Annotated in this window: 12 protein-coding genes; 7 read left to right on the top strand and 5 right to left on the bottom strand. The window is 53.1% G+C overall.

What is annotated here, in order from left to right; genetic code table 11:
- Positions 1 to 71 precede the first annotated feature (71 nt).
- Positions 72 to 836 (top strand): PAQR family membrane homeostasis protein TrhA, encoded by a 765-nt coding sequence (gene trhA / locus N24_RS13580; RefSeq protein WP_096458167.1) that lies wholly within the window; start codon positions 72 to 74, stop codon positions 834 to 836.
- 235 nt (positions 837 to 1,071) lie between these two features.
- Here the strand turns inward: trhA and N24_RS13570 are convergent, their stop codons facing one another.
- Positions 1,072 to 2,079 carry an acyl-CoA thioesterase gene (locus N24_RS13570; protein WP_096458160.1) on the bottom strand — a complete coding sequence of 336 codons (1,008 nt, stop codon included), beginning with the start codon at positions 2,077 to 2,079 and terminating at the stop codon, positions 1,072 to 1,074.
- Between the two features lie 37 nt (positions 2,080 to 2,116).
- Between N24_RS13570 and N24_RS13565 the strand changes: the two genes are divergently transcribed.
- The 3 genes from N24_RS13565 (at position 2,117) to purM (ending at position 5,241) form a co-directional block, all read left to right on the top strand.
- Positions 2,117 to 2,494, top strand: coding sequence for a sterol carrier family protein (locus N24_RS13565; RefSeq protein ID WP_096458157.1), 378 nt, complete (start codon positions 2,117 to 2,119; stop codon positions 2,492 to 2,494).
- A gap of 124 nt (positions 2,495 to 2,618) precedes the next feature.
- Positions 2,619 to 4,103, top strand: a complete 1,485-nt coding sequence (gene purF, locus N24_RS13560; RefSeq protein WP_167382195.1) for an amidophosphoribosyltransferase — start codon at positions 2,619 to 2,621, stop codon at positions 4,101 to 4,103.
- A gap of 61 nt (positions 4,104 to 4,164) precedes the next feature.
- Complete coding sequence (gene purM, locus N24_RS13555) at positions 4,165 to 5,241, top strand: phosphoribosylformylglycinamidine cyclo-ligase (RefSeq protein WP_096458151.1); 1,077 nt, start codon at positions 4,165 to 4,167, stop codon at positions 5,239 to 5,241.
- Positions 5,242 to 5,890: 649 nt separating this feature from the next.
- Here the strand turns inward: purM and N24_RS13545 are convergent.
- Positions 5,891 to 6,106: a DUF3073 domain-containing protein gene (locus tag N24_RS13545; RefSeq protein WP_096458145.1), complete on the bottom strand. Its 216-nt coding sequence runs from the start codon at positions 6,104 to 6,106 to the stop codon at positions 5,891 to 5,893.
- Between the two features lie 221 nt (positions 6,107 to 6,327).
- Positions 6,328 to 7,449 (bottom strand): CAF17-like 4Fe-4S cluster assembly/insertion protein YgfZ, encoded by a 1,122-nt coding sequence (gene ygfZ / locus N24_RS13540; protein ID WP_096458142.1) that lies wholly within the window; start codon positions 7,447 to 7,449, stop codon positions 6,328 to 6,330.
- An 89-nt stretch (positions 7,450 to 7,538) separates the two neighbouring features.
- Between ygfZ and N24_RS13535 the strand changes: the two genes are divergently transcribed.
- Positions 7,539 to 8,483: an aminodeoxychorismate lyase gene (locus N24_RS13535; RefSeq protein ID WP_096458139.1), complete on the top strand. Its 945-nt coding sequence runs from the start codon at positions 7,539 to 7,541 to the stop codon at positions 8,481 to 8,483.
- 130 nt (positions 8,484 to 8,613) lie between these two features.
- Here the strand turns inward: N24_RS13535 and N24_RS13530 are convergent, their stop codons facing one another.
- Entirely contained in the window at positions 8,614 to 9,303 is a 690-nt protein-coding gene (locus N24_RS13530; protein WP_096458136.1) for an FABP family protein, read from the bottom strand.
- Here N24_RS13530 and N24_RS13525 point away from each other — a divergent pair.
- On the top strand, positions 9,302 to 10,420 hold the full coding sequence (locus tag N24_RS13525; RefSeq protein ID WP_096458133.1) for a diacylglycerol/lipid kinase family protein: 1,119 nt from the start codon (positions 9,302 to 9,304) through the stop codon (positions 10,418 to 10,420). The genes N24_RS13530 and N24_RS13525 overlap by 2 nt on opposite strands.
- A 515-nt stretch (positions 10,421 to 10,935) precedes the next feature.
- Here N24_RS13525 and N24_RS13520 read toward each other — a convergent pair.
- Positions 10,936 to 11,721 carry an LmeA family phospholipid-binding protein gene (locus tag N24_RS13520; RefSeq protein ID WP_096458130.1) on the bottom strand — a complete coding sequence of 262 codons (786 nt, stop codon included), beginning with the start codon at positions 11,719 to 11,721 and terminating at the stop codon, positions 10,936 to 10,938.
- Between the two features lie 59 nt (positions 11,722 to 11,780).
- Here N24_RS13520 and mshD point away from each other — a divergent pair, with 59 nt between their 5' ends.
- Positions 11,781 to 12,659, top strand: coding sequence for a mycothiol synthase (gene mshD / locus N24_RS13515; RefSeq protein WP_096458127.1), 879 nt, complete (start codon positions 11,781 to 11,783; stop codon positions 12,657 to 12,659).
- Positions 12,660 to 12,804: the final 145 nt, after the last annotated feature.

The raw sequence follows: 12,804 nt of genomic DNA, 5'->3' as shown, positions 1-12,804 counted from the left end.
TGCGAAACCCGGTTTTTGTGTTTCTTCCACTACATTGGAAACTGTTAAATCAGGGAAGAAAGAAGCGTGACGTGTCTAAAGATCGTGAATATATGGACGCAGATCCGCTGATTGAGGACAGCGTCAGGGAAGAAGATACAAAAGACAGCTCAGATGAGCCACTTCTCGCCTTGACAAAGTATGTTTTTGATCGCGGTGAAAGGCCGGTCACCCGTGGACTTTTTCACCAAATTGCCGCAATCTTAAGCATCGTGACTGGCTCAGTGCTATCCACCTATGCCTGGATGGAATTAGTGTGGTGGCAGGCGCTAGGCGTCACCATATACGCATTGGCCATGCTGGGTTTATTCTCTGTATCAGCTGCCTACCACCGAGGTCCTTGGCGCCGTTTACACACCGTTGCGTGGTGGCGAAGAGCAGATCATTCAACCATCGCTGTATTTATTGCAGCTACATATACACCGCTGTGTCTCATTGTGCTGGAACTGCGCACCGCATTATGGATGCTTGGCATCGCGTGGGTTGGGGCCATTGCCAGCGTGATCATGAACATGGTGTGGATCAATCACCCACGATGGCTCGGCGTGCTGGTGTATTTAGTACTTGGCTGGTTGATTGTTCCCCTAATACCCCAACTGTGGTCTGGGGCAGGCCACACCGTGGTCTGGCTGCTTTTCGCCGGTGGCATCATCTACAGCGTTGGGGCATTGGTCTACGGATTTAAATGGCCTGGCAGAAACGCTAAGTGGATGGGATATCACGAGCACTTCCACCTCGCTACAATCATCGCCGCTATCGTCCACCTCGTGGCAGTGTGGATGGTGGTGGTGAATTAAAGATAAGTTGGCTGTAGACGCCGATTTAAAGGGTTGGAGAGCTTTTGTATGGTTGGGGCTTCATTGAGCTCTTCAGGGCGATTCTAGGCGGTGTTGATTTTGGGGTCAGCGGGGCAGATGTGAAGCGTGGAAGTTTACTGATCAAATTTTCACCCCCTGAACTCGCCACCCCAAGTAGCTATGAAGCGGGAAAATCCACCACGGTCTTGTGGTGGATTTTCACACATTCTTTCACTTAATCAATCTGGCGAGGAACACGGCGGGGGAACAGAGGCATCGGGGTGTAATCAGCACGCAAATCCCTCAAAATATTGGCATGCTCAGCAAGCTGAATATCTTCCGGCGTACGAGGCTCAAACTGCGGAGCAGGCAACGGCTCGCCATCGATATCAATACCGAGGTAAGTTACGGTTGCATGAATCGCGGTTTCTAGCTCTGCGCGACCTCGGTGAGCATCACCAGCACGCACGTGAATAGACATCTGCATGGAACGCTTATCAGTGCGCATCATGCGAGCATCAACCTCGATGAGATCACCGATCTGAATGGGCTGATAAAAACGAATACCACCGGCATACACCGCAACAGTGTGATTACCCGACCACTCCATCGTGCACGCAGCACCAGCCTCATCAATCCACTCCATAGCAGTACCACCATGAACCTTGCCACCCCAGTTAATATCGGTGGGCTTAGCCAAGAATCGAGTGATCAAACGAGGTGCTTCAGAAGGGCCCACATAGGTTTGCTTTTCCATCTCAGCTTCAATGGCCTTGCGCAAACCGATACGAGAATTAGCAGCCTCCAACACGCGCTGCTCTTCTTCATTCTTTGGAGTAAAAGTAGGAACTGCAGTAGCGCGACCAGTAGCGGTATCTTTAGCTACGAAAATGACCAGGCAGTCACATGCACGGGTGTATTTACCATCACGAGGATCAGCAGAGAGCACTTCATTGACAATGTGCATTGAAGAACGACCAGTCATCGCAATACGAGAACGCACCTCAACCATGTGTCCAGAAGGAATAGGGCGCGTGAAGTGAATATGCCCCACATAAGCCGTGACACAGTATGTTCCTGACCACTGCGTGGCACAGGCATAAGCCGCCTTATCGATCCATTCCAGGACACGGCCACCACCGACACCATGGCTACCAGCCATCAACACATCGGTAGGGGCCGCCATGAAACGGAGCACAACTTCTGGCGAGCGGTGGGGATTCTCGTGTGAGTTCTCAGACATATGGACACTTTAACGGTTCGTACTAGGCTGATGCTTCATGAGGATTGATCCATTGGAAACCCGCCAGGCAGTTGTAGCCATCAAAGACTGGATTGAGGGGGAGGAAGGCGTCGAAAAGCCTGGTAGGGCGGCACTTGCTGCCGCAACTCGCCTGAGCGTCCGACTCCTGGCACAAGACGCGCCGGGAAACAGTGTGGAGGTGCGGGTACCCCCATTTGTTGCAGTGCAATGCATAGAGGGGCCGAAACATACACGCGGCACACCACCCAACGTGGTGGAGACTGATGCGAAGACCTGGTTGCGCCTAGCAACAGGGAAAACCACCTTCGACGCGGAATTAGAAAGCGGCAAAATTAGCGCATCAGGTACCCGAGCCAAAGAGATTGCCGGCTGGTTACCAATAGTGAAAATTTAGCTTTCGTTAGCCGTATTAGTTTCTGGGCAGCCAAGAGACTACGATTTGACCCGTGGCATTACTTGATCAGCACACGCTCCCTGGTTCAATGGTAAACAAGGTAAACGCCGAGCATTCCGCTGGGATGACCCAGGTTAACCACCCGTACGATGATCTCAACGAACAAGCACCACAGGAAGAATGTGGCGTCTTCGGTGTCTGGGCACCTGGTGAGGAAGTTTCCAAACTCACCTACTTCGGCCTATTCGCCCTCCAACACCGTGGCCAAGAAGCCGCGGGCATTGCAGTAGGTGATGGCGAGCAAATCCTTGTCTTCAAAGATTTAGGCCTCGTATCCCAAGTTTTTGACGAGCCAATCCTCGAATCCCTTCGCGGCAATATCGCCATCGGGCACACCCGGTACACCACCGCCGGTGGAAACACGTGGGAAAACGCCCAGCCCATGTTCCGCATGGCGCCAGATGGCACAGATATCGCACTCGGACACAACGGCAACCTGATTAACCACATTGAGCTTTTAGAAAAAGCCACTGAGTTTGGTCTCGTTGATCCGGAAAAGAAACCCTCCGATACCGATGTCCTGACCGCGTTGCTGGCATATGGCGTAGGCGATGGAAACACCCTTTTTGATTCCGCCAAGCAACTACTTCCAGATGTCAAAGGCGCCTACTGCCTGACCTTCACCGACGGACACACCCTGTATGCAGCGCGCGACCCTTATGGTATCCGGCCACTTTCCATCGGCCGGCTAGCCCGCGGTTGGGTTGTAGCATCCGAAACCGCCGCGCTCGACATCGTTGGCGCCTCCCACGTACGCGAGGTTGAGCCAGGTGAACTAATTGCTATCGACGAATCCGGCCTGAAATCCACACGATTCGCCGAAACAACACGCAAAGGTTGCGTCTTCGAATACGTTTACCTGGCCCGTCCAGACTCCGTGATCAAGGGGAGAAACGTTAACGAAGCCCGCCTGGAAATCGGACGCAAGCTCGCTGAAGAAGCACCAGCAGTAGGCGATCTAGTTATCCCAACCCCAGAATCAGGAACCCCAGCAGCAGTCGGCTTTGCCCAAGCATCCGGAATTCCATTCGGCCAAGGCATGGTGAAAAACGCCTACGTTGGACGCACCTTCATCCAACCATCAGACACCCTGCGCCAATTAGGTATCCGCCTCAAGCTCAACCCACTGCGAGAAGTCATCGCCGGAAAACGCCTCGTGGTAGTAGACGACTCCATTGTTCGCGGCAACACCCAACGTGCCGTGATCCGCATGCTGCGTGAAGCAGGAGCCGCCGAAGTACACGTACGCATTGCCTCCCCACCAGTGAAATGGCCCTGCTTCTACGGCATCGACTTTGCCACCCCAGGCGAACTCATTGCCAACGCTGTAACCAGCGACAACGAAGCAGAAATGGTGGAAGCAGTGCGATCGGCAATCGGTGCAGACTCCCTAGGATATGTCTCCATCGACTCCATGGTTGCAGCAACCGAGCAACCAGCCAACGAACTCTGCATTGCCTGCTTCGACGGCAAATACCCCATGGGACTGCCACAAGGAAACAGCAACGCAGATCTGGTCCGCAAGATGCAGGCAAGCGCCTCACGTTAAGATCAGTATTTAAACTAAGCATTTTTTAAAAAAACCTAAAGCAGGAGAAGCGAAGTACACGATGAGTGATCACCAGGACACCACCGCCGAAGGCGTTTCATACGCAGCCGCAGGAGTCGATATCGAAGCCGGCGATCGTGCCGTCGAACTTTTTGCACCAATGGCCAAGCGTGCCACCCGCCCAGAAGTTCTTGGCAATCTCGGAGGCTTCGCTGGTCTCTTTGAACTCGGAAAATACAAGAAGCCAATCCTCGCAGCAGGTTCCGACGGCGTGGGCACCAAACTTGTTATCGCGCAGATGATGGACAAGCACGACACCATCGGCATCGACCTTGTTGCCATGTGTGTAGATGACCTGGTTGTCACCGGTGCAGAGCCACTATTTCTGCAGGACTACATTGCTATCGGAAAAGTCGTTCCAGAGCACGTTGCTGAAATTGTCTCCGGAATCGCAGAAGGCTGCGTCCAAGCAGGATGTGCACTTCTTGGTGGCGAAACCGCAGAACACCCAGGTGTGATGGAACCAGACCACTACGATGTCTCTGCAACAGCAGTCGGTGTCGTCGAAGCCGATGAACTTCTTGGGCCAGACCGCGTTCGCGCAGGTGACGTCCTAATCGGTATGGCATCTTCCGGACTGCACTCCAATGGTTACTCCCTAGCCCGCCACGTCTTGTTAGAAAAAGCAGGTCTGGCACTCGACGGACACATCGAAGAACTCGGCCGCACCCTCGGCGAAGAACTACTCGAGCCAACCCGCATCTACGCCAAAGACTGCCTAGCCCTCATCGCAGAGTGCGAAGTACACACCTTCTGCCACGTCACCGGTGGCGGACTTGCTGGCAACCTTGAGCGCGTTGTTCCAGAAGGACTCGTTGCAGAGATGTCACGCTCCACCTGGACCCCAGGGCAGATCTTCCGCACCATTTCCTCCGTGGGTAAAGTTCCACGCGAAGAAATGGAAAAGACCTTCAACATGGGTGTCGGCATGGTTGCTGTCGTCGCTGAAAAAGACCGCGACCGCGCCCTAGCTATGCTCACCGCACGTCACATTGATTGCTGGGAGCTAGGCACCGTGCGCAACGGTGAAGACGGAGAGCCACGTGTGATCCTAAACGGTGAGCACCCAGGCTACTAAGCTACTTTTCTAAAGATGGCCAGCCTTGCACGATTGATGTGTGGGCTGGCTTTTTTAATGCAGTGGATATTAGGCGTTCTAAGGGCTTGAGATTAGCCAATGATACTTCGATGTACAAAAGGGGATTTGAAGCCCTTAGAGAGCCAAATAAAGCATCGTGAATTATGCATGTTTAGGTGCATTTTTATGCCTGTGAGTTAGCTGATCAAGGATCGGTCTGGGTAGCACTTGTGATGCCCAAAATCGAACGAATATTTGCATTAAAGGACCGCGGTAGTGCAAATTCTCGATCAGTTTTTACTTCAAATTTGCTACTTTGAACTAATTTTTGCAAGCTACGGTAGGTGCCTCGCAAGTCTCCGCAAGTTTCCGCAAACCCAACAAACCCCAGGCACGCAAAAGACGGCACTAGATCTGCCACGGGCTGAAATCCTAGGAGTGCGGGAACACAGAGGGAAAGTACTCCTGGGACTTGTCCGCGTCAAACCTTGCGCCGTCTTCTACGGTAGTGGTTGAACGGGATAATGGACCGCCGGAGGTGAATGTGACACCTTGAAACGGTCGCAAAAGCCACCTAGATGATGGGGTTGAGGTTTTTGACCCATGACAACACCAGAGGAGTTGCCAGAGGGGTCAAAGACACACGAAATCAGTTTGTGCCGTAGGCACGATTGTCGGTGTCGTCCTCATCCCAGTCCGCATAGTCTGCGTACTGATCCTCATCATCAGGGGCATCGGAGTAGGAACGCCTGGGAGACTGGCTGGCCAGCTCCCGCTGCAGTGAATCTAGGTCCATGTCTGGAGAGCTGTACTTCAACTGGCGAGCAACTTTGGTCTGTTTTGCCTTCGCGCGACCGCGACCCATTGCCTGACCCCCTTGGAGTGAGCGGGCCGATCCTGGGAATTTGGATGGCCCATGGGCTTTTCAAGATGTTTTAACTGTATTCCTGATAGACACAATAGCGTGTTCTTCGGAAAATTTCTGCAACTTACCTTTGACCTGCGCGTTAGTGAAAATAAAATGCCAAAGTAGGCGATTTTCATATCAATTAAAAATCGCCTAAATGTTGCTATAAATCGCTTTAGTTAAAGACCCTTGAGCTTATTGATGGCAGCCCGTCCGCGTTGCTCGTTTTCCTCGACTGGAAGGAGATCGCGATCTACGTTTACGGAGACGTCATCGATGTGGAGTTCTTTGTCCACAGCGCTTCGTTTGACCAACCCAAGAGCGATCGGACCGAAATCGGCATCATGAACAACGGTGCCTAACCGACCAACGGTACGAGCGCCCGCTTTGATCTCCGCACCAGTGACTGGATCGATTGGGGCCGATCCATCAAGGTGGAGTAGAACGAGCACACGCGGGGAGCGTCCAAGGTTGTCCACACGCGCAACAGTTTCCTGCCCGCGGTAGCATCCCTTGGTCAAATGCACGGCGCCTAGATGCTCGCCACGGCCAATCCAATGGGGGATTTCATGCGGGATGGTCTTATCGTCCAAATCAACGCCCGCAGCGGGCTCTAGAGCTTTCACGCGCTCGGCCGTGTAGGCCATGAGTCCGGTTAGCTTTGCGCCGGCTTCGAGAAGCTTGTCGACGCCCTCCTTTAGGTTTTCACGCCGGATGGCGACGTCGATACGCGTTGGCCCATTCCAATCAACCCTGCGGGCAAAGACCGCGTCCGGGAGGGCAATCTCTTGGCCGAGCAATGTGATGATCGCCAGGTCGGCTTCTTCAACGGTGACTTCCGACCAGAAAATCATCTTGGTCAGGAAGCTTAAGAGGGTATCGAATTCCGCTGCGGACGTGTCAAGGTAGAAAACACCGTCTACGACAGTGATATGCATTGTGTGTTGAATTCGGCCCTGCGCATCCAAATCCAGGGCGGCGGCACTAAAGCCGTTTTCGACCGAATCAACCTTTTGGGACAAAATATTATTGAGGAACGTGGGGGCATCGGGTCCATCGACTTTAATCACCTTGCGATTGGAACGGTCAACTAAACCCGTGCCAGTTTCGAAGATGCGTTGCTCGACGAGAGGGGAACCGTAATGCCACGCAACACCTTCAGTACCTGCCTGAGCAGCAGCACCCTGAGCTTCCGCCGCACCACTTCTAGAAAGAAGAGGAGAGCTGTAACCTGCAGGAATTTGATCAGTGTTGTTCGCGACCTCGATTTGTTCGTTAGCCACGTCTTCGATAGTACCCACAATCTGACACGAAGGGTTATTCCTCATTTTTACCCAAGTGGTTAGTACCAGTGGGCGAGAAGGGGAACAACCGTGCATAATCAGGCATTATGGCGCTTGAACCTCGTCCCATGTCTGCACCGACGCCGGTGATCTTAATTGTCGAACCCTACGGTGGGTCCATCCGCCAGCAAAACCCCAACCTACCCATGGTGTTCTGGGATGATGCCGCATTAACCCGCGGAGACGGCATCTTTGAAACACTGCTTATTCGCGACGGTCACGGTTGTAATGTGCGCCGACATGGAGAACGATTCAAAGCTTCAGCAGCACTCTTAGGACTACCAGAACCCATTTTGGAAGACTGGGAAAAAGCCACCCAAATGGGCATCGAATCCTGGTATGCCCACCCAAACGCTGGCGATGCCTCATGCACGTGGACACTCAGCCGAGGACGATCCTCCACCGGCCTAGCCTCCGGGTGGCTAACCATCACACCGATCTCCGAAGAAAAACTTGTGCAGCGCGAGCAAGGTGTATCGGTCATGACCAGTTCGAGGGGATATTCTATCGACACCGGCCTCCCTGGAATCGCCAAAGCCACCAGAGGCGAGCTATCCAAAGTGGAACAAACCCCTGCACCATGGCTGACCGTTGGAGCTAAAACATTAGCCTACGCAGCAAATATGGCCGCCCTACGCTACGCCAAAGCAAACGGATTTGACGATGTAATCTTTATCGACGGCGACCGCGTTTTAGAAGGCGCCACCTCCACCGTGGTGAGTTTCAAAGGTGACAAAATCCGTACCCCATCTCCAGGCGGAGACATCCTCCCCGGAACCACCCAAGCAGCACTATTTGCACACGCCACGGAAAAAGGCTGGCGATGTAAAGAAAAAGATCTAACAGTGGACGATCTCTTCGGCGCCGACAGCGTGTGGTTGGTATCGTCCGTGCGAGGGCCAGTGCGGGTACGAAGACTAGACGGGCACAAATTACGCAGGCCGGATAATGAAAAAGAAATCAAGGCGCTGATCAACAAAGCGCTGGGGTAAGAGGTTTTAGTCCTCTTGTGGGCCTGAAAACTGGCGTGTCAAGATTCCCTATTCTTTGAAAATCTTGACACGCCAGGTTTGTTTTGGGGCTTCAGTTGTAAATGTGCCCTCCCCAAAAAGACACCGAATTTTAGCCGATTACGCGGGTGAGCTGAGCAGACATGCGTGGTTTAAGCTCGTCGCCAACCAAACGCTCGTCAACCCAACCCAATTCATTAGTTGGAAGTAGCCCGTAAAGACGCTTTCCTGGTCCCAGGGTTCCAGGGCCAGTGGCCGTGACCATGGTGGAAGCTGATTCTAATTCCCAAGCGCGCTCATTGAGTGGTTGGCCGTAGTAGATTTCCGCGACTCCGCCAGCGTGGGTGCACACGAACTCAATTTCATCTTTGAGGTTGATGCGCCAGAAACCGGATTCACGCTGATCAACTCCGGTGGCGTTGCCTTCTTCGTCGAGTTTCCACATGCGGGATTCATAGGAGAGGTAGTTTTCGCCGTCGTGAGCAAAGGTGATCTGCTGACCGAATGCGTACTGGCCTTCTTCTGCGGTGTCCGCTTGGCCCTCGCCACGCCATACGCCCACGAGAGGAAGCAGCGCTAGGAGACCATCGTGAAGGTTGGGACCTTCGCGGAGGTTTGCGGTGTCATCAGGAATTGGGAGGTCGCCGAGTCCTGGGATGTTGCGGTGAGCGGTGCTCTTGGATTGTTCGGCAGCGAGGTTTACTGCGTCGGATCCGCTGATGCTTGCAGAATCGGACAGCGATGGGCCGTCTGCGCCTGCACCTGGGACTACTGGATTATTAGGGGTGGAATTTTCGCTCATGACACTCAAGACTAGCGTTTTGCCACTACCATTAGACAACGTGCATGTTCTTCTGATCGCAAACCCTGAGTCCACCACGCAGACGCAGGAACTCTTCCGCCGTGTGGTGCCTGAGTTGATGGCGATTGAAGGTTTGCGCCTTGAAGCGAGGTTTACGCACTACGGAGGCCATGCTGAGGAAATTGTCGCAGGCTTAACTACGGATGATTTCGATGTGATTATCCCCGCCGGTGGGGATGGCACAGTCAATGAAGTGATAAATGGATTACTTGGGTCGGCGGAAGGTGATTTTCGAAACCTTGAAGATTTACCAGCCATCGCGGTGCTTCCAACCGGCTCTGCCAATGTATTTGCGCGAGCTTTAGGCTATCCAACAGATCCATATTCCGCCGCTGATGCTTTGGTGGAATTGATCAGGAAGAATCACACCAGAACCATCACGCTGGGTACATGGAAAGGCGATGATCAGCCAACGCGCTGGTTCGCAGTAAACGCTGGATTTGGCATCGACGCGGATGTGATTGCGCGGATGGAGAGGGCTCGCTCTCGGGGGTTTGCTGCATCACCGCTGTTGTATCTGCAGGTCAGTCTGCGGGCATGGGTGAAAACTCAAATTAAACCACCGAAAATCACAGTCGAGGCAGTCGATAGCGAAGGAAATCAGCTACAAAAGGACGACGTGCCCATGCTGCTCGCCTCCAATACCAATCCCTGGACATTTGTGGGCCCGTTGCCGGTAGTGACAAATCCCAGGAATTCTTTTGATACTGGCCTTGGGCTTTTTGGACTCACAAAAGTCAGGGGATTCGGGGGAGTAGCGGCCATGATGCACCTGATCGGAGTGGGGCACGGGAGGAAACTGGAAAGTTTGATCGCTAAACGCACCATCGCGTTTGATGATGCAGAAAAAGTGACCTTAACCTGTGCCAGCGATCAGCGTTTCCAGGTCGATGGGGAATATGAAGGAAAGCCAACGAAAGTGGTGTTGGAATCTGTCGCACACGCTTTAAAAGTTTATGCACCGAAAACTCATCCGGCGCCTCCTGAGATGAATTGGGTTTTTCACCTGTTAAAGCATGTTCGAGATTTTCTTAGAGTGCGCACCTTTGGGATTTAGCTCAAGCGCGAGATTCCTTAATGTTCTTCATCCCCGCCAGATACCCCGTTTAAGCGCCTGAGATTTCCACGTGAGTATTTGTATCAACCGAGGTCTGTTAGGGCTTTACACGCGAATCTGTGGGGTCACTTTTTCCGGCTCCTTTTGTCGGTTTTGCGCACTACTTCACCTGACGACCAAGAACGCTTTCTTCAAAGGAGGTTTTGGTCGAATACGACGCTATCCGGGTCAGCAAACTTGCACTGGTGACCAAGGATCTTTGAACTGCCTATGGATTTGGTCGTATTTGACGGTTTCGGGGAGCTGCCCCAACCTGCTAACTGCTATTAGCCCCTCAATCCCGAGCCACACAAACAAAGCCAGGTTGATGGGCGACTTCACATGGTCGACTTCGGTCGGTGATGTCCCTTTTTCCTAGTGAAGTCGCCACCGTGAAGTCGCAATGTAGAACTCCTGAAGCTATTTCGTGGTTGCTTTAACTTCGAGATCACACATTCAATATCCCCCTCAATGCGTTAGGAGCCGTCGGAATCTTCTTCTGGCGCAGCTAGTGGGGAGAGTTCGCGGGTGGTGAGCTGCACGTTGCGGGCTTCTGATTGGAAGTGGATGGAGCCACCGGCAAGATAGACCGCCATGGCGCGATCTGCGAGGGGTAATTGCAAGGTGTCGATTTTCCAGGTGAAGGCTGAAGCTACGTCGTCGAGGGTGAGGCCGGAGGGGGCGTCGATAAGCTTATAGGGCAGCATCTGGAATTCGGAGCCGACTAGGCGGAGGGTGACCAGCACGCTGATGGGGTCTTTCGCGCCGGGTGGGGTGCCGGTGAGTAGCGCTTCGGAGGCCAGGCCGCCGGAGGGGGAGATGTCGATGGGGTGGGAGATGTCGAGGTCTGTGATGCCGAGCTGTGCGCCGATGGCGACTCCATCCATGCGTAAGGAACGCGTGAATGTTTCAGCGTTTGCACCGTTTAGATCGCCAGACATTACTTGTTCGCGTGTGACTTCTACCTTTTTTACTTCGGTGCGGGCGTTGACCATGCCGACTCCGGGGATGTCTACGTCAAGCATGTCGATGCTGACTGAGTCGAGTTCGCCGGTAAGTAGGGAGGTGGTGTAGATGGAACCGCCTAAGAATACGCGCGGGGAGTTGTCTAGATCTGCAGACTCTGCCACGGCATTGGATAGGTTGCGTTCGGCGTGCGCTGCGATGGAAGAATCCACGATCCAAAAAGCGCTGCCTGCAACCGCAACGGCTCCGATTGTCGATACTGCGATGGTTAATACTCGTTTTTTGGATTTTTCCACATCTATATCTTTACCCCACGTTCCTGCAAGAGATTCAAAGTTGGGGCTAACCTGGGTGCATGACTACTCCCGATCGCATTAAAAGCACACAAATCGCGTTGGATCGTGACCTGCGTGAGCAGGCAATACTGCTGTTGAAAGAGGTACGCGCCGTTGATGGCGTGGATGCACTTTCTGAGCAATTTGTCCGTGGCCTTGCAGAACCTGGGCTTGGACATTCGCATCTCATTGTTACCCTCAATGAAAAAATTGTGGGCCTCGCGGCCACGGACGATGAAACCACGGAGCTCGCTGTCCACCCGGCGCACAGGCGCCAGGGCATCGGCAAAGCACTTATCGACGCCACCCCCACCTCTTCTATCTGGGCTCATGGCAATACCCAAGCTGCGCAAGCCTTGGCTTCTACACTGCGGATGAAAAAGACACGCGAGCTTTTAGTCATGGCTATTGAAGGCCCTGCATTGGAAGAATCGGCTGTATACAAGGACCCAGAGGGCATTACCCACAGCAGTTTGGCCAATGCACCAATGGAGAAATCCGCAGCGGAGGCAAAGTGGTTGCAAGCCAACAACGAGGCTTTTGATTGGCACCCAGAACAAGGTGGTTGGAACACTCACCGGCTTGCTCAGGCTCAAAAGGCTGATTGGTATCAAGACTCTGATGTGTTGTTCCTGTGGGATGGTGAAGAAATTGTTGGTTTCCATTGGGTGAAGCAACACAGCGTGGAACTACAAGAAATCTACGTTGTGGGACTGGCTTCTGCTTACCGTGGCCGTGGATTGGGTGATCCTCTTATGCGACTTGGACTGCATCATATGCGTGGACAAGGTGCCCGAAAAGTCATCCTTTATGTAGAGGCAGACAATGCTCCGGCAGTTGCCGCATATGAAAAACTCGGCTTCACAGTTGCTGAACGCCACGTGGTTTATGAAAAATAAAAAAGTCAGATGTTAAAGTTCTGTGAAAATCGGTGATTCTCGTCTGTAAAGTTCTGAGAATAGCCGATTTTTGTGACTGGAGTCTCTAAATAGCGCAATTGAGATGTGTGAGGTGGCAAAATTTGCCGAACGCTATCCCAGAGTT

Origin of the sequence: Corynebacterium suranareeae, assembly GCF_002355155.1 — a bacterium.
GTDB classification, from domain to species: domain Bacteria; phylum Actinomycetota; class Actinomycetes; order Mycobacteriales; family Mycobacteriaceae; genus Corynebacterium; species Corynebacterium suranareeae.
Note: the sequence above shows the minus strand (reverse complement) of the source record. Positions and strands in the feature narration are given on the sequence as shown.

Coding starts and splice junctions, on each gene's coding strand:
- N24_RS13530 (WP_096458136.1), bottom strand. CDS start 9,303: ATGAGCGAAAATTCCACCCCTAATAATCCAGTAGTCCCAGGTGCAGGC.
- N24_RS13525 (WP_096458133.1), top strand. CDS start 9,302: ATGACACTCAAGACTAGCGTTTTGCCACTACCATTAGACAACGTGCAT.
- N24_RS13535 (WP_096458139.1), top strand. CDS start 7,539: ATGGCGCTTGAACCTCGTCCCATGTCTGCACCGACGCCGGTGATCTTA.
- N24_RS13545 (WP_096458145.1), bottom strand. CDS start 6,106: ATGGGTCGCGGTCGCGCGAAGGCAAAACAGACCAAAGTTGCTCGCCAG.
- N24_RS13570 (WP_096458160.1), bottom strand. CDS start 2,079: ATGTCTGAGAACTCACACGAGAATCCCCACCGCTCGCCAGAAGTTGTG.
- mshD (WP_096458127.1), top strand. CDS start 11,781: ATGACTACTCCCGATCGCATTAAAAGCACACAAATCGCGTTGGATCGT.
- N24_RS13565 (WP_096458157.1), top strand. CDS start 2,117: ATGAGGATTGATCCATTGGAAACCCGCCAGGCAGTTGTAGCCATCAAA.
- purM (WP_096458151.1), top strand. CDS start 4,165: ATGAGTGATCACCAGGACACCACCGCCGAAGGCGTTTCATACGCAGCC.
- purF (WP_167382195.1), top strand. CDS start 2,619: ATGACCCAGGTTAACCACCCGTACGATGATCTCAACGAACAAGCACCA.